This is a genomic window from Streptomyces sp. NPDC048295, assembly GCF_040652135.1.
Classification (GTDB): Bacteria; Actinomycetota; Actinomycetes; order Streptomycetales; family Streptomycetaceae; genus Streptomyces.
Genome location: NZ_JBEZLL010000005.1, coordinates 184083 through 200619, shown reverse-complemented (window position 1 = coordinate 200619; position 16537 = coordinate 184083). Strand labels below are relative to the sequence as shown.

Annotated in this window: 17 protein-coding genes and 1 pseudogene; 17 read left to right on the top strand and 1 reads right to left on the bottom strand. The window is 69.0% G+C overall.

Features of this window, described 5'->3' with window-relative positions; translation table 11 throughout:
* The first annotated feature begins 236 nt into the window (after nt 1-236).
* From arc to prcA, 6 genes and pseudogenes are all read left to right on the top strand, one after another.
* The gene (gene arc, locus AB0D53_RS09525) at nt 237-2003 is read left to right on the top strand and encodes a proteasome ATPase (RefSeq protein WP_362442506.1); all 1767 of its coding nucleotides are present in this window, start codon (nt 237-239) and stop codon (nt 2001-2003) included.
* Nucleotides 2004-2237: 234 nt separating this feature from the next.
* Complete coding sequence (gene dop / locus AB0D53_RS09520; RefSeq protein ID WP_362442503.1) at nt 2238-3749, top strand: depupylase/deamidase Dop; 1512 nt, start codon at nt 2238-2240, stop codon at nt 3747-3749.
* Nucleotides 3750-3869: 120 nt separating this feature from the next.
* Entirely contained in the window at nt 3870-4088 is a 219-nt protein-coding gene (locus AB0D53_RS09515) for a ubiquitin-like protein Pup (protein WP_124718707.1), read from the top strand.
* A 101-nt stretch (nt 4089-4189) separates the two neighbouring features.
* Nucleotides 4190-4380 (top strand): annotated as a pseudogene (locus AB0D53_RS09510) (endonuclease domain-containing protein); the annotation flags it as partial.
* Nucleotides 4332-5177, top strand: coding sequence for a proteasome subunit beta (gene prcB / locus AB0D53_RS09505; protein ID WP_362442499.1), 846 nt, complete (start codon nt 4332-4334; stop codon nt 5175-5177). The pseudogene AB0D53_RS09510 and the gene prcB, both read left to right, overlap by 49 nt.
* A 58-nt stretch (nt 5178-5235) precedes the next feature.
* Complete coding sequence (prcA, locus tag AB0D53_RS09500; protein WP_362442496.1) at nt 5236-6048, top strand: proteasome subunit alpha; 813 nt, start codon at nt 5236-5238, stop codon at nt 6046-6048.
* 68 nt (nt 6049-6116) lie between these two features.
* On the opposite strand, the gene AB0D53_RS09495 is transcribed toward prcA, so the two are convergent.
* Nucleotides 6117-7157 carry a LacI family DNA-binding transcriptional regulator gene (locus AB0D53_RS09495; RefSeq protein ID WP_362442493.1) on the bottom strand — a complete coding sequence of 347 codons (1041 nt, stop codon included), beginning with the start codon at nt 7155-7157 and terminating at the stop codon, nt 6117-6119.
* Between the two features lie 133 nt (nt 7158-7290).
* Here AB0D53_RS09495 and AB0D53_RS09490 point away from each other — a divergent pair, with 133 nt between their 5' ends.
* The 11 genes from AB0D53_RS09490 to AB0D53_RS09440 all read left to right on the top strand — a co-directional run bounded on the left by AB0D53_RS09490 (nt 7291) and on the right by AB0D53_RS09440 (nt 16496).
* Nucleotides 7291-8550 (top strand): MFS transporter, encoded by a 1260-nt coding sequence (locus AB0D53_RS09490; RefSeq protein WP_362442490.1) that lies wholly within the window; start codon nt 7291-7293, stop codon nt 8548-8550.
* 9 nt (nt 8551-8559) lie between these two features.
* Entirely contained in the window at nt 8560-9921 is a 1362-nt protein-coding gene (pafA, locus tag AB0D53_RS09485; protein ID WP_351079195.1) for a Pup--protein ligase, read from the top strand.
* Nucleotides 9922-10047: 126 nt separating this feature from the next.
* Entirely contained in the window at nt 10048-11001 is a 954-nt protein-coding gene (locus tag AB0D53_RS09480) for an FKBP-type peptidyl-prolyl cis-trans isomerase (RefSeq protein WP_362442486.1), read from the top strand.
* 46 nt (nt 11002-11047) lie between these two features.
* Nucleotides 11048-11422 carry an FKBP-type peptidyl-prolyl cis-trans isomerase gene (locus AB0D53_RS09475; protein WP_329817871.1) on the top strand — a complete coding sequence of 125 codons (375 nt, stop codon included), beginning with the start codon at nt 11048-11050 and terminating at the stop codon, nt 11420-11422.
* A gap of 115 nt (nt 11423-11537) precedes the next feature.
* The gene (locus AB0D53_RS09470; protein WP_362442482.1) at nt 11538-12491 is read left to right on the top strand and encodes a WYL domain-containing protein; all 954 of its coding nucleotides are present in this window, start codon (nt 11538-11540) and stop codon (nt 12489-12491) included.
* A gap of 16 nt (nt 12492-12507) precedes the next feature.
* Nucleotides 12508-13464, top strand: a complete 957-nt coding sequence (locus tag AB0D53_RS09465) for a WYL domain-containing protein (protein ID WP_329817869.1) — start codon at nt 12508-12510, stop codon at nt 13462-13464.
* Nucleotides 13465-13483: 19 nt separating this feature from the next.
* Nucleotides 13484-13780, top strand: a complete 297-nt coding sequence (locus tag AB0D53_RS09460) for a hypothetical protein (protein WP_362442478.1) — start codon at nt 13484-13486, stop codon at nt 13778-13780.
* A gap of 19 nt (nt 13781-13799) precedes the next feature.
* A complete protein-coding gene (locus AB0D53_RS09455; RefSeq protein ID WP_362442475.1) occupies nt 13800-13997 on the top strand; it encodes a hypothetical protein in 198 nt (65 codons plus the stop codon).
* A 263-nt stretch (nt 13998-14260) separates the two neighbouring features.
* A complete protein-coding gene (tatA, locus tag AB0D53_RS09450) occupies nt 14261-14554 on the top strand; it encodes a Sec-independent protein translocase subunit TatA (RefSeq protein ID WP_329817867.1) in 294 nt (97 codons plus the stop codon).
* A 65-nt stretch (nt 14555-14619) separates the two neighbouring features.
* Nucleotides 14620-15570, top strand: coding sequence for a twin-arginine translocase subunit TatC (gene tatC, locus AB0D53_RS09445; RefSeq protein WP_362442471.1), 951 nt, complete (start codon nt 14620-14622; stop codon nt 15568-15570).
* Nucleotides 15571-15587: 17 nt separating this feature from the next.
* On the top strand, nt 15588-16496 hold the full coding sequence (locus AB0D53_RS09440) for a diacylglycerol kinase (protein ID WP_362442468.1): 909 nt from the start codon (nt 15588-15590) through the stop codon (nt 16494-16496).
* The last annotated feature ends 41 nt before the right edge of the window (nt 16497-16537 follow it).

Genomic DNA, 16537 nt, shown 5'->3' with positions numbered 1-16537 from the left:
CTGCCGTTCCCTGCGTATCCGAACCAAAAGAAGCCAGCCCTGACGGGTGTTGAACGGTTCGACGATACAACCGGCCGCTTTCCGATGTTGAAGGGTGGGTATTCCCCTGTCACGAGGGGGAACGCAAGGGTGAAGATCGGACACGCCCCGCAGTCTTTGTGATCTAGGGGTTTCAATCATCACCCACCCAGGTAGGGTCAGGAAGCGTCCAGCTCCCCTTGGAGGAGGTGAGGACCGTGGCAGCCCACGACGACGACATCAACCGCGGCATCCGGCCCGGGCGGGGGTCCGAAGACCCAGCCGGCCAGGTCGCCTATCTCGAGCAGGAAATCGCCGTCCTGCGACGTAAGCTCGCCGACTCTCCGCGCCATACGAGGATTCTCGAAGAGCGGATCGTCGAGTTGCAGACCAACTTGGCAGGCGTGTCCGCTCAGAATGAGCGGCTCGCCAACACATTGCGCGAGGCCCGCGACCAGATCGTGGCCCTCAAGGAAGAAGTCGACCGGCTCGCACAGCCGCCGGCCGGTTTCGGTGTGTTTCTGCAGGGCAATGAGGACGGCACCTGCGACATCTTCACCGGGGGCCGCAAGCTCCGGGTGAACGTCAGTCCCAGTGTCGAGCTCGACGACCTCCGGCGCGGCCAGGAAGTCATGCTCAACGAAGCGCTCAACGTGGTCGACGCCATGGAATTCGAGCGGGCCGGGGACATCGTCACCCTCAAGGAAATCCTTGAGGACGGCGAGCGGGCCCTGGTCATCGGGCACACCGACGAGGAACGGGTGGTGCGGCTCGCCGAGCCGCTGCTGAACATCTCCATCCGCCCCGGCGACGCCCTCCTGCTCGAACCCAGGTCCGGCTACGTCTACGAAGTGGTGCCCAAGAGCGAGGTCGAGGAGCTCGTCCTCGAAGAGGTACCGGACATCGACTACGACAAGATCGGCGGCCTGGGCGACCAGATCGAGCTGATCCGGGACGCGGTCGAGCTCCCCTATCTCCACCCCGACCTCTTCAAGGAACACGAGCTGCGTCCGCCGAAGGGCATCCTGCTCTACGGTCCGCCCGGCTGCGGCAAGACACTCATCGCCAAGGCCGTCGCCAACTCCCTTGCCAAGAAGGTCGCCGAGGTCACCGGCCAGCCGGCGGGCAAGAGCTACTTCCTCAACATCAAGGGTCCGGAGCTTCTCAACAAGTACGTCGGCGAGACCGAGCGGCACATCCGCCTGGTCTTCCAGCGTGCCCGTGAGAAGGCGAGCGAGGGCACCCCCGTCATCGTCTTCTTCGACGAGATGGAGTCCCTCTTCCGTACCCGGGGATCCGGCGTCAGCTCGGACGTGGAGAACACCATCGTCCCGCAGCTGCTCGCCGAGATCGACGGTGTCGAGGGCCTGGAGAACGTCATCGTCATCGGCGCCTCCAACCGCGAGGACATGATCGACCCCGCGATCCTGCGCCCCGGCCGCCTCGATGTGAAGATCAAGATCGAGCGTCCGGACGCGGAGGCCGCGAAGGACATCTTCGCGAAGTACCTCACGCCTTCGCTGCCGCTGCACGCGGACGACCTCGCGGAGCACACCGGCTCCAAGGAAGCCGCGGCGCACGCCATGATCCAGTCCGTCGTCGAGCGCATGTACACCGAGTCCGAGGAGAACCGCTTCCTCGAGGTCACGTACGCCAACGGCGACAAGGAAGTCCTGTACTTCAAGGACTTCAACTCCGGAGCGATGATCCAGAACATCGTCGACCGGGCCAAGAAGATGGCCATCAAGGCCTTCCTCGACCAGGGCCAGAAGGGCCTTCGCGTCTCCCACCTCCTCCAGGCCTGCGTGGACGAGTTCAAGGAGAACGAGGACCTGCCGAATACCACCAACCCGGACGACTGGGCCAGGATCTCCGGCAAGAAGGGCGAGCGGATCGTCTTCATCCGCACGCTCGTCACCGGAAAGCAGGGCGCGGACACCGGCCGCTCCATCGACACGGTGGCCAACACCGGGCAGTACCTGTAGAACACGGACAGGCTGCGGATGCCCGGCCGGGCATCCGCAGCCGATTGCTTTCGGTCCAGCTCACGCGACACCGCAGCAATGACGTAATTGATCTCCCCACCAGCACAGAGGCGCTCTAGGCTCTTGCGTACCGCCCGGTCGCGCAGTGCGTGGACGGGCAGTGCACGCGCACCGACAAGCAGCGGTACTTGAGCGCCGCCCCTCAAGGGAGCGCCGCCGGGCAAGGAGGGCCGCATGACCGTACGGCGAGTAATGGGCATCGAGACGGAGTACGGGATCTCCGTCCCCGGCCACCCCAACGCCAATGCCATGCTCACCTCGTCCCAGATCGTCAACGCCTACGCAGCGGCGATGCACCGGGCGCGCCGCGCCCGCTGGGACTTCGAGGAGGAGAACCCGCTGCGGGACGCGCGAGGTTTCGACCTCGCCCGCGAGACCGCGGACTCCAGCCAGCTCACCGACGAGGACATCGGCCTCGCCAATGTCATCCTCACCAATGGGGCCCGTCTCTACGTCGACCACGCACACCCGGAGTACAGCTCCCCGGAGGTCACCAATCCGCGGGACGCGGTCCTCTGGGACAAGGCCGGCGAACGCATCATGGCCGAGGCCGCCGAGCGCGCGGCCCAGCTTCCCGGCGCCCAGCCGATCCACCTCTACAAGAACAACACCGACAACAAGGGCGCCTCGTACGGCACGCACGAGAACTACCTGATGAAGCGGGACACCCCGTTCTCCGACATCGTGCGCCATCTGACCCCGTTCTTCGTCTCCCGCCAGGTGGTCACCGGGGCGGGGCGCGTGGGAATCGGCCAGGACGGCCACGAGCACGGCTTCCAGATCAGCCAGCGCGCCGACTACTTCGAGGTCGAGGTCGGGCTGGAGACCACGCTCAAGCGCCCCATCATCAACACCCGGGACGAACCCCACTCCGACGCGGAGAAGTACCGCCGGCTCCATGTGATCATCGGGGACGCGAACCTCTCGGAGATCTCCACCTATCTCAAGCTCGGCACCACCGCTCTGGTCCTGTCCATGATCGAGGACGGGTTCATCAACGTCGATCTCGCGGTCGACCAGCCGGTGCGCACCCTGCACCACGTCTCCCACGACCCGACCCTGAAGCACCTCGTCACGCTCCGCAGCGGCCGCACCCTCACCGCCGTGCAACTGCAGATGGAGTACTTCGAGCTGGGCCGCAAGTACGTCGAGGAGCGGTACGGGGCCGATGCCGACGAACAGACCAAGGACGTCCTGATCCGCTGGGAGGACACCCTCAACCGGCTGGAGAACGATCCGATGAGCCTGTCCGGCGAGCTCGACTGGATCGCCAAGCGGGAGCTCATGGAGGGCTACCGCCGCCGCGACAGCCTGGACTGGGACGCGGCACGGCTGCACCTGGTGGATCTCCAGTACGCCGACGTACGGGCAGAGAAGGGCCTGTACAACCGTCTGGCGGCCCGCGGGAAGATGAAGCGGCTGCTGGACGAGGGTGAGGTCGAGCGAGCCCGTACGGGGCCTCCGGAGGACACCAGGGCCTATTTCCGCGGCCGCTGCCTGGAGCAGTACGCCGACGACGTGGCGGCGGCCTCCTGGGACTCGGTCATCTTCGACCTCCCGGGTCATGACTCGCTGCAACGGGTACCGACTCTGGAACCGCTGCGCGGCACCCGCGACCACGTCAAGGAGCTCCTGGACCGCTGCCGCACGGCGGAGGAGCTGGTCCAGGTGCTGTCGGGCGGCTGAAAGGGCGGGGATCGGGGAATCATCGGGATGTCCCCCGGACGTTGAGGGAAGTACCGGGCCGATGTCGGAGCCCGTGGGTAGGGTCTGATCAAGTGCTTCGAACCGAGCGGGGTGAGCTAGATGGCGACCAAGGACACCGGCGGCGGACAGCAGAAGGCGACGCGTTCCACCGAGGAGGTCGAGGAGCAGGCGCAGGACGCCCAGGTCTCCGAGGACCTCAAGGACCGCCAGGAGAAGCTGAGCGACGACGTCGACTCGGTTCTGGACGAGATCGATGACGTGCTGGAAGAGAACGCGGAGGACTTCGTGCGGTCCTTCGTTCAAAAGGGCGGACAGTAGTTCACAGGTGTGAACGCGGAGGAGCGGGGAGTGGTGCGCGCGGTACGGGTCGGGTCGGCCCGTACCGCGCGGGCGCAAGCGGCACCGCGAGCCGTGCAGCTGCCCCCGCCGTACATGTGGATCACCGCCACTGGACGGGTAGGGTCCGTGGCGTAACCGCATCAACTGCAATTCGGCCATCGGCAGGTTGGGAGACGATCCTGACGCCTCGCTCAGGGCCGTCGTTTACCTGGAGGGAAACGCGTGGAAGCCAACACTCGTAGCACCGGGCGTCTACCAGCTGCCTTCCTGACGCCGGGATCCTCTTCGTTCATGGATTTCCTGTCCGACCACTCGCCCGGGATGCTTCCGGGCAACCGGAACCTGCCCCCGCTCCAGGGGGCCGTCGAGGCGCCGCACGGGACGACCATCGTCGCGGCGACGTTCGACGGCGGCGTGGTCCTGGCCGGTGACCGGCGCGCGACCATGGGCAATGTGATCGCGCAGCGCGACATCGAGAAGGTCTTCCCGGCCGACGAGTACTCGGCGGTGGGCATCGCCGGCACGGCCGGGCTGGCCGTGGAGATGGTCAAGCTGTTCCAGCTGGAGCTGGAGCACTTCGAGAAGGTCGAGGGCGCACAGCTCTCCCTGGAGGGCAAGGCGAACCGGCTCTCCACGATGATCCGCAGCAATCTGGGCATGGCGATGCAGGGCCTTGCGGTCGTGCCGCTCTTCGCCGGTTTCGACATCGACCGCGAGAAGGGCCGCATCTTCTCGTACGACGTCACCGGCGGCCGTTCCGAGGAGCACGGCTACGCGGCCACCGGTTCCGGGTCGGTCTTCGCCCGCAGTTCGATGAAGAAGCTCTACCGCCAGGACCTGACGGAGCAGGAGGCGCTCACCCTGGTCGTCCAGGCGCTGTACGACGCCGCGGACGACGATTCGGCGACCGGCGGCCCGGATGTGGCCCGGCGGATCTACCCGATCGTCACCGTCATCACCGACGAGGGCTTCCGGAAGCTGGACGAGGCGGAATCCTCCGAGATCGCCCGCTCCATCCTGGAACGCCGGCTGGAGCAGCCCGACGGCCCGCGCGCCGCGCTGCTCTGACCTCCGTTCCGCTGCTTCTTCGATGCTCTTGTCACTGACAGAAAGGGACGGATAACCGGTGTCGACGCCGTTCTATGTCTCACCTCAGCAGGCCATGGCCGACCGGGCGGAATACGCCCGGAAGGGCATCGCCCGTGGTCGCAGCCTGGTTGTGCTGCAGTATGCCGACGGCATTGTGTTCGTCGGCGAGAACCCGTCCCGTGCGCTGCACAAGTTCAGCGAGATCTACGACCGGATCGGCTTCGCCGCCGCCGGCAAGTACAACGAGTACGAGAATCTCCGCATCGGCGGCGTGCGCTACGCCGATCTGCGTGGATACACCTACGACCGTGACGACGTGACGGCCCGTGGGCTGGCCAACGTCTACGCGCAGACGCTGGGCACCATCTTCTCCAGTGCGGCCGAGAAGCCGTACGAGGTGGAGCTGGTGGTCGCCGAGGTGGGCACCGAGCCCGAGGGCGACCAGATCTACCGGCTGCCCCACGACGGCTCGATCGTCGACGAGCACGGCTCGGTCGCGGTCGGCGGCAACGCCGAGCAGATCAGCACCTTCCTGGACCAACGGCACCGCGACGGGATGACGCTCGCCGAGGCGCTGAAGCTGGCGGTGCAGGCGCTGTCGCGCGATCCCAACGGCAGCGAGCGGGAGATCCCCGCGGAGCGGCTGGAGGTCGCGGTCCTGGACCGTACGAGGCCGCAGCAGCGGAAGTTCAAGCGGATCGTCGGCAGGCAGCTGGCGCGGCTGCTGGAGGCGGACGGCGGCTCCGCGCCGACGGACGCCCCCTCCGACACCGAAGAGGGCGAGGGCGGCGAGTCCGCCGCCGCGGCCGATGCTCCCAAGTCCACCGATTCCGGCGGGGACGTGGAGTAGTACTCCGGGGGACGGCCCGTCGCCGTTCCCGTGCCCCGGTCCGCCGCACTCGGCGGGCCGGGGCACTCTCATGCGTGCGGGGCGTCCGCGGGCGGGGCCGCCGACGACCCCCGGGCCACCAGGTGCACGGGGAGGCTGCCGGGCTCGGCCGGCCGGTCGTCCAGCACCGCCAGCAGTGCCGACATACCGCGCTCCCCGACCTGCTCGGCGGGCAGCCGCACGGTGGTGAGCTCCGGCTCGACGGCCGTGGCCAGGGCCAGATCGTCGAAGCCGGTGACGGACAGGTCGTCGGGCACGCGGAGGCCGAGCCTGCGGGCGGCCTTGCAGGCACCCGCGGCGAGGATGTCGTCGTCGCAGACGATGGCGGTGGGCCGGGGGCCCGGGGCGGCGAGCGCGCGCTCCGCCGCGATGCGGCCCGCGTGGACGTCGAGCGCCGCAGGGACGGTCCGTACGGAGGTTCCGGGAACCGCCCGCAGGGCATCCTGGAGCGCCCGGCCGCGCACCGCGAAGGTCCAGGAGTCGACCGCCGAGGCCAGATGGACGAAGCGGCGGTGGCCGAGCGCCAGCAGATGGTCCGCCACCTGCCGCATCCCGTCGGCGATGTCCAGATTGACGCGGGCCGCGACCCCGGTGTCCGCCGGGTCGCTGTCGAGCATGACCAGCGGCAGGCCCGCGCCGCGCAGCTCGTCGAGTGCGCCGGCGGCCATGGAGGAGGCGATCACGCCGTCCAGGGAGGCGCTCGCCGAGTCGAAGGGGTCCCGGGCCGGGCCGGTGCCGTCGGGGGACGGGTAGAGCACGACGCCGAAGCCGTGCTCGGCGGCGACCGCCGCGGCGCCGGTGTAGACGCGTGCGAAGAACTCGTTGGTGAGCGCGGGGACGACCAGCAGCGCGGTCCTGGTGCGGCCCAGGCGCAGATTGCGGGCGGCGAGATTGGGCCGGTAGCCGAGTTCGTGGGCGGCGCCGCGCACGCGCTCGGCGGTGGCCTCGGAGACCCGGCCGCGCCATTTGCCGCCGAGCACGAGGGAGACGCTGGCCTGCGAGACGCCCGCGGCCCGGGCGACGTCGCGGCTGGTGGGCCGGGTCGGGACGGGCTGTGCTGCGCTGGTCACTCGGACCTCCGGGCCGGTCGGGGCAGGCGCCGTGAGGTGGACCTGCGGACTGGGCACATGGTACGTATGAGCCTCGACGTTATACGTAAAACCTCGGGGTCGTCGGACCGCCGGGGGAGAGGGGCTACGGGACATGGCCGCGGGATATCTGGACATCCTCCGGGCGCGGCACGCCGCCCGGCTGCTGGCGGGAACCCTGGTGGGACGGCTGCCGAACGGCACCGCCCCCGTCGCGATCGTGCTGTTCACCCGCGCCGAGGGCGGCAGCTACGCCCTCGCCGGAGCGCTCGCGGCCGTGTACGGGCTGGCCACCGCGGTCGGCCAGCCGCTGCTGGGCCGCGCCGTGGACCTGTACGGCCAGCCACGCGTCCAGCTCCCGGCCGCCGTGGTGTCGGCGCTCGGCATGGCCCTGCTGGCCCTGACGGGCCTGGGATCGCTGCCGTTGGCCTACGCGGCGGTGACGGTGGCCGGCGTCTTCACACCGCCGCTGGAGGGCGGCCTGCGGGCCCTGTGGCCGAGCGTCCTGGGCGGCCAGGACCGGGTGCACCGGGCGTACGCCCTGGACGCCGTCGCCCAGGAGGTCATGTTCACCGTCGGCCCGCTGCTGGTGACGGTGCTGGTCTCCCTCTGGTCGCCCGCCGCGGCCCTGCTCGTCATCAACGCGACGGGGGTCCTGGGGGCGCTCTCCGTCGTCCTCTCCGAGCCCTCCCGGGCCTGGCGCTCCGCACCCCGCGAGGCGCACTGGCTGGGCGCGCTGCGCTCGCCGGGTCTGCTGGCGCTGCTCGGCTCGTTCTTCTTCGTCGGGCTCGCGCTGGGCTCGATCACGGTGGCCGGCGTGGCCTACGCCGACGACCACGGCCGGGAGTCCGTGTACGGCTGGCTGATGGCCGCCCTCGGGCTGGGTGCGCTGATCGGCGGCGCGGTCTACGGGGCGCGGCAGTGGGCCGGGGCGCCGGAGCGGCGGCTGCGGGTGATCGTCGCGCTGCTGGCACTGGGCTATCTGCCGCTGATGCTGACCCCCGGAGTGGTCGCCATGACCGTACTGGCGGCAGTGGCCGGAGTCTTTCTGGCACCCGCCATCGCGTGCTCCTTCATCGTGGTCGACCGGCATGCCCCGCGGGGCACCGTGACCGAGGCGTTCTCCTGGCTGGTGACGACCTTCGGGGTCGGTGCGGCGGTGGGAACGGCCGTGGCGGGCCCGGCCGTCGAGCTGGGAGGCACCTCGTGGAGTTTCGCCGTGGCGGCCGCCGGTGGGGTGGCGGCCCTGCTCGTCCTGCTGGCGACGGGAAAGGTACTGGCAGTTCCCGGGCATACGGCCGTTGCCGTGCAGGGATCGGAAAATGATCGAAACGGTGCTGTCGAACCCGGTTTCAGCTCAGGCCATCAGGCGTAATGTTCAGTCATGGACCGCCGCATTTTCGGGCTGGAGAACGAGTACGGCGTCACGTGCACGTTCAGGGGACAGCGCCGACTGTCCCCTGATGAAGTGGCGCGCTACCTCTTCCGCCGTGTTGTGTCATGGGGCCGCAGCAGCAATGTCTTTCTGCGGAACGGCGCCCGCCTCTACCTCGACGTGGGATCGCATCCGGAATATGCAACCCCCGAATGCGACAACCTGACCGAACTGGTCACCCACGACAAGGCCGGCGAGCGCATTCTCGAAGGCCTGCTCGTCGACGCCGAACGCCGCCTGCACGAGGAGGGAATCGCGGGCGACGTCTATCTCTTCAAGAACAACACCGACTCGGCGGGAAACTCCTACGGATGTCATGAGAACTACCTCGTGGCCCGGCACGGAGAATTCTCCCGGCTCGCGGACATCCTCATTCCCTTCCTCGTCACGAGGCAACTGATCTGCGGCGCGGGCAAGGTGCTGCAGACCCCCCGGGGCGCGGTCTACTGCGTCAGCCAGCGTGCCGAGCACATCTGGGAGGGCGTCAGTTCCGCGACCACGCGTTCCCGCCCGATCATCAATACGCGTGACGAACCGCACGCGGACGCGGAGCGGTACCGCCGCCTCCACGTCATCGTCGGTGACTCCAACATGTCCGAGACGACCATGCTGCTCAAGGTCGGCGCGACCGACCTGGTGCTCCGCATGATCGAGGCGGGCACGGTGATGCGGGACCTGACGCTGGAGAACCCGATCCGGGCGATCCGGGAGGTCAGCCACGACACCACGGGCCAGCGCAAGGTGCGCCTGGCCAGTGGCCGTGAGGCGTCCGCCATCGAGGTGCAGCGCGAGTACTACGAGAAGGCCGTCGACTTCGTCGACCGCCGTGGCATCCGCACCGGAACCGTCGCCCGGGTCCTGGAGCTCTGGGGCCGCACCCTCGACGCGATCGAGGCCGAGGACCTCGACCGGATCGAGACCGAGATCGACTGGGTGATGAAGTACAAGCTCATCGAGCGGTACCGGGCCAAGCACAACATGACCATGTCGCATCCGCGGGTCGCCCAGATAGACCTCGCGTACCACGACATCCACCGCCGTCGCGGCCTGTACTACCTGCTGGAGCGCAAGGGACAGGCCGCCCGCGTCTGCAACGACCTGAAGATCTTCGAGGGCAAGTCCGTGCCCCCGCAGACGACCAGGGCGCGGCTGCGCGGCGACTTCATCCGCAGGGCGCAGGAGCAGCGGCGGGACTTCACCGTCGACTGGGTCCACCTCAAGCTCAACGACCAGGCGCAGCGCACCGTGTTGTGCAAGGACCCGTTCCGTTCGGTCGACGACCGCGTGGAGAAATTGATCGCGGGTATGTGAGCCGGCGCAGGACGATCCCGGCCACCGGCGCGACGCGGGCCCCGTACGTTCCTCGTACGGGGCCCTGCGTACGCCCTAGAGTGTCGGGGACTCAACCAACCGTGCCGTCTGAGATCTGAGGAACAAGTGCGCCGACTTGCCGGCCTTCTCGTCGTCCCCCTGTTGCTGCTGACAGCGGCCTGTGGCGACGAGAAGGGCTCCGATTCCGTTTCCGCCTCCGCTTCCGCCGCGTCGAAGGACGGGTTCCCCGCTATCACCGCGGGCGCGAAATTCGGTGAGAAGCCGACCCTCGCCAAGGGCACGGGAAACCCGCCCAAGGAACTGAAGACGCGAGTCGTCAGCCAGGGGGACGGCGCCACGCTCAAGAACGGCGACGCGATCCAGGTCAACTACCTCGGACAGTCCTGGGACTCGGACAAGCCCTTCGACAACAGCTTCGACCGCAAGCAGCCGTTCGATCTGACCCTCGGCGCCGGCATGGTCATCCAGGGCTGGGACAAGGGCCTCGTCGGCCAGAAGGTCGGCAGCAGGGTCCAGCTGGTCATTCCGCCGGACCTCGGTTACGGCGCCCAGGGCCAGGGCGACATCAAGCCCAACGCCACGCTCGTCTTCGTCGTCGACGTCCTGAAGGCGACGCAGATCCCGGCCTCCGCCAAGGGCACCGAGGTCGCCCAGGACAACATCGACCTGCCGAAGGTCGGCACCAACACGGACGGCAAGGCCCCCAAGGTCACCGTCCCGACCAAGAGCGACCCGCCGTCGAAGCTCGTCTCCAACTACATCCTGGAGTCCAAGGGCGACGTCGTGAAGGACACCGACAGCGTCGTCGTGAACTACGTGGGACTGACGTGGAAGGACGGCAAGACCTTCGACAGCACCTACGCCACGGGCAAGACGCAGACCTTCCCGCTCGCCCAGGTGACCCTGAAGGGGCTGAAGAACGGGCTGGTCGGCAAGAAGATCGGCAGCCGGGTGCTGCTCGTCATCCCGCCGGACCAGGGCTTCGGTGACAAGGCGCAGCAGACCATCCCCGCCAAGTCCACGCTCGTCTTCGCCGTGGACCTCCTGGCGAAGATGTAAGACTGTCCCGGTTGCCCAGCAGTTCATCAGTAAGAGGAGCAAGTCAGTGAGCATCGAGAAGCCCGAGATCGACTTCCCGGGTGGCGAGCCGCCGGCCGACCTGGAGATCAAGGACATCTGGGAGGGCGACGGCCCGGTCGCCGACGCAGGCGCCACCGTCTCCGTCCACTACGTGGGCGTGGCCTTCTCCACCGGCGAGGAGTTCGACGCCTCCTGGAACCGCGGCACCCCGCTGCAGTTCCAGCTCGGTGCCGGCCAGGTCATCGCCGGCTGGGACCAGGGTGTCCAGGGCATGAAGGTCGGCGGCCGTCGCCAGCTGACCATTCCCGCGCACCTCGCGTACGGCGACCGCGGCGCCGGTGGCGGCCGCATCGCGCCCGGCGAGACGCTGATCTTCGTCTGCGACCTGGTCGCCGTCTGATCACCGCCTCCGTGCGATACGAGGGCCCGTGCCGCGAGGCACGGGCCCTCGCTTTTGTCCGGACACCGCGTAGCGGTACGGTCGGGCATCGTAGGGCGAAACAGAAAGGGCATCGATGGCGATTGCCAAGGCCGAGCGGCTGATGAACCTGGCGCTGTGCCTGCTGGGGACCCGCCGTCCGCTCAGCAAGCGGGAGCTGCGCGGATCCATCGAGGCCTATCTGGAGGCGGGCTCCGACGACGCCTTCAACCGGATGTTCGAGCGCGACAAGGACGACCTGCGCGAGCTCGGCCTGATCATCGAGACCGTGGAGAACCTGGACGGCGAGACGGGGTATCTCGCCCGCCGCGACAGCAACCGGCTGCCCCCGATCACCCTGGACGCCGAGGAGGCCGCCGCGCTCGGGCTGGCCGCCAAGGTCTGGCAGCAGGCGCGGCTGGCCGGTGCGGCCAGCGGTGCGCTGCAGAAGCTGCGGGCGGCCGGCATGCCGGAGGCCGAGGACGCGTACGAGGTGCACAGCGCCCTCGAACCGCGCATCCCCGTCCACGAGGCGGCGTTCGAGCCGCTGATGCTGGCCTGCCGCGACCGCCGCCCGGTGACCTTCGACTACCGCAAGGGCAACGCCGCCAGGCCCGAACAGCGCCAGGTCGAGCCGTGGACCCTGGAGTGCTGGCGCGGACACTGGTACCTGGCCGGCTGGGACCGGGACCGCGGCGCCGAGCGGGTGTTCCGGCTCTCCCGGATCACCGGCCGGGTCCGCTCCCGGGCGGGGGCGTTCACGGCCGGGGTGCCGGACGTCGTGACCGTGCGGGAGACGGTCGAGAGCTGGGCGGGGGAGACGGCCACCAGGACCGCGCTGATCAGGCTGCGCACCGGTGCCGGCTACCCGCTGCGCTCGCGCGCCGTGGCGGTCCGGGAACTCGGGAACGGGTGGGACGAGTTGGAGATTCCGTACGGACACGGCCTGGACGCCTGGCTCGTCGAGTTCGGTCCGGACGTCGTCGTACAGGAACCCGCCGACCTGCGGGCCGATGTCGTGGACCGGCTGCGCGCCGTGGCCAAGGACTGAGAGGGAAACGGCACCCATGGCCACGAACGCGATCGACCAGACCCGCCGGATGCTCTCCCTGGTGACGTATCTGCGCGAGCGCCCCGGCGCCCATGTGCAGGACGTCGCCCGCGCCTTCGGGATCACCGAGGACGAGCTGATCTCGGACCTCGACGTACTGCCCATGTGCGGTACGAGCTTCCGCGGCGGGGACCTGCTGGACATCGACACCGACGGCGACCGCATCTGGTGGCACAACCCGGACGACGTCGCGGAGCCGCTGCGGCTCGCGGCCGACGAGGCGACGGCCCTGCTGGTCGCCGCCCGCGCCGTGGCCACACTGCCGGGGCTGCGCGAGAGCGACCGGCAGGCGCTGCTGCGGGCCACCGCGAAGCTGGAGACCGCGGCCGGCGAGGTGGGGGCGGCGAGCTCGCGGCTCTCGGTCACCTTCGAGTCCGAGGGCGGCGTCTTCGCCGATGTGGACCGGGCGATCTCCGAGCGGCGCCGGCTCTGGCTGCGCTACTACTCTCCCGCGCGCGACGAGCTCACCGAGCGCGAGGTGGACCCGATCCGGCTGTTCGCCGTGGGGCACACCTACATGGAGGCCTGGTGCAGGTCGTCCGAGGACCGGCGCACGTTCCGGCTCGACCGGGTCGCCGAGATCCGGCTGCTGGACGAGCCGGCCGCACCGCCCGAGCTGGAACTGCGGGATCTGTCCGAGGGGCTCGTCCAGCCGGCCGCCGAGGACCCGGAGGTCGTCGTCGAGGTGGGCCCCGGCGGACGCTGGGTCGCCGAGTACTACCCGCACGACAGCGCGGAGGAGCTGCCCGACGGCGGACTGCGGATCGCCCTGCGCACCCCCGACCCGGCCTCGCTGCGCAGGCTCGCACTGCGACTGGGCGGCGAGGGCCGCATCGTCTCCCCGCCGGAGCTGGCGCAGAGCGCACAGCAGGCGGCCCGTGCGGCGCTCGCCGCGTACGACGTACAGGTCTGAGCGGAAACCTGAGGAAGATATGAGCAATATGTCTGTGGTGTCAGGTGTCCCGACCGTGGTGGTGCCCGAGTCCGTACGGTTCAAGGCGGCCTGCCCGGACTGCCGCGAGCGGTTCGAACTGGCCGCGACCGCCATCCGCCTCGCCGTGGGCGCGAGCCGACGGACGACGTTCTACTCCTTCACCTGCCCGCGGTGCGGCGTGGCCGTCCGCAAGCCGGCGGGGGAGCGGATAGTCGAGCTCCTCAGCCGGGGCGGAGTGCGGACGCTGCGCCTGCACACCGGCAACCAGACCTCTTCCACGCCGTCGGCCCCCTAGACACATCGAGGCTCTGCGCATGTTCTGGCCCATGCTCGCCATCGCCCTGGGATTTCTCGGGATCGCCGTGCTCGGTGTGCTGGCCGTCAAGGTCTTCATCGAGGTCCAGCGGCTCGGGCGCCAGGTGACGCGGACCACCGAGCGCATCAACCGTGCGGCGGAGGACCTGGAGCGGGCGGCGACGGACCTTGCCGCGACCGGCGAGGCGCTGCGCTAGACCTCGCCGCCGCATCCGCCCGTCAACCCCTGTGAGCAGGGCCGATCGATCGGGACGGGCGCGGCCTCCTGTTTCGCGGGTTCGGAGGGTACGCTGCTGAAGGCGGCCCTGAGAGCGAGGCATGGGCCGTAATCGCAAGGATGCATGGGTATTGCCCTGCGTTTACTCCTGCGGGATACGATCGCTGACGGTAAGAAGATCGGACGTCTGTCCGAGGTTCCATCCGCCCCACCCCTGCTGCCTCGGTGAGAAGGTACACGCATATGTTCGGAAGGCTCGGCGCTCCCGAGATCATCCTGATCCTCGTCGTCATTGTTCTGCTGTTCGGCGCGAAGAAGCTTCCTGACATGGCTCGTTCGCTCGGCAAGTCGGCCCGCATCCTCAAGAGCGAGGCCAAGGCCATGAAGTCCGAGAGCGGTCCGTCGGCGACCCCGGCCGAGCCGGCCGCCAATGACGCCGCCCAGGACCAGGCCGCCCAGCGCACCATCAAGGCCGCCCCCGGCGACGTGACCAGTTCGCGTCCGGTCGCGGAACCGACCGACTCGACCAAGCGCTGAACAGAAACGGGCCCACGCAGGCGCCGCGATCGGTGACGGCCTGCTGCACGAGATGAGGACGTGGGTTGCTCAAGTCTGCCCGCAAGCAGGAGACCGACCCAGAGGGCCGCATGCCCTTGGTGGAGCACCTGCGTGAGCTGCGTAACCGGCTGGCCAAGGGGCTGCTGGGAATCGTCGTCGTCACGATTGTGGCCGCGTTTTTCTACAAGGAGATCATCGAGTTCTTCACCAACCCGGTGCTGAAGTCGGTCGGGTGCGAGTACAGCTTCGCCGAACTCGCCAAGCAGAGGGACGGTACGTGTGCGCGTATCGTCCTGAACGGTCTGCTCACCCCCTTCACGCTCGCCCTCAAGGTCTCCCTGACGGCCGGTATCGTCCTTTCCTCACCGATCTGGCTCTACCAGCTCTGGGCCTTCGTCGCGCCGGGGCTGCACAAGCACGAGAAGAAGTACTCGCTCGCCTTCGTCGGCGCCGGGTTCCCGCTCTTCCTCGCCGGTGGCTTCTTCGCGTACAAGACCCTGCCCACGATGGCGCGGGTGCTCCTGGAGTTCTCTCCGGCCGACCTCGACAACCAGCTGCCGCTCGACGAGCTGCTCGACCTGATCACGCGCATGGTGGTGGTCTTCGGGCTCTCCTTCGAACTGCCTCTGCTGCTCGTCATGCTGAACTTCGGCGGGGTCCTCACCGGCAAGCGGATGCTCGGCTGGTGGCGGGGCATGATCATGGGCATCACCGTCTTCGCGGCGGTGGCCACGCCCAGCACAGACCCGGTGAGCATGCTGGCACTCGCCGGACCGATCTGGGTGCTGTACTTCGTGGCCACGCTGATCTCGCTCCTCAACGACCGCCGCAAGGCACAGGCCGCGGCGGCCGGGCCCGCCGACGACGAGGCCTCCGAGCTGGATCTCACCCCCGAGGACATCGGAGAGATCGAATCGGTCTCCTCCGGCAAGGACTTGCCCAACCAGGCGAGTTCGGACCGGGACCGAGTGAACGGTTACGACGACATCACCTGACCTTGTAGGGTCCCCGGGTGACCAGCGAGATCACCCTCTTCGTCAATCCCACCGCAGGACGCGGCCGGGGCGCGCACGCCGCGCAGCCGGCCGCTTCCGCGTTGCGGGACGCCGGATTCTCCGTGCGCACGGTGCTCGGCGAGGACGCCGGTGATGCCCTGCGGCGGGCCCGTGAGGCCGTTGCCGCCGGAACCGGTGCCCTGATAGCCGTCGGCGGGGACGGCATGATGTCGCTCGCCCTCCAGGCGGTCGCGGGAACGACGACCCCGCTCGGGGTCGTGGCCGTCGGCACCGGGAACGACTTCGCCCGCGCGCTCGGGCTGCCGATACGGGACCCCGCCGCCGCCGGACGGCTGGCCGCCGAGGCGCTCAAGGGCGGTGCCGTGCGCGCGATCGACCTCGGCCGGGTCGGTGAGCGGTGGTTCGGCTCGGTGCTCGCCTCCGGCTTCGACTCCCGGGTCAACGACCGCGGCAACCGGATGCGGTGGGTCGGCGGACGGTTCAAGTACGACCTCGCGATCCTCGCCGAACTCGCCGCGTTCAAGCCCATCCCGTACCGCGTCAGGCTGGACGGCGGACCGGTGCGGGAGATCGAGGCGACGCTCATCGCCGTCGGCAACGGAACGACGTACGGCGGCGGCATGCGGATCTGCGCCGACGCCGTCATGGACGACGGGCTCTTCGACGTGACCGTCGTCGGGAACTGCAGCCGCACCACCCTGCTCAAGGTGTTCCCCCGCGTCTACAAGGGGACCCACCTCGGCCATCCCGTCGTCACCGTGCACCGGGTCTCCTCGATCGAACTGGCCGCGGCCGGTGTCACCGCGTACGCGGACGGTGAACAACTCGGCGCGCTGCCGCTGACCGCGCACTGTGTGCCGGGTGCGGTGGGGGTGCTCGTGCCGGGTTCTCCCACCGGGATTTAAAGATCGCGTCACTGTCACAGGCGGCGGGTAGGCTCGTAAGC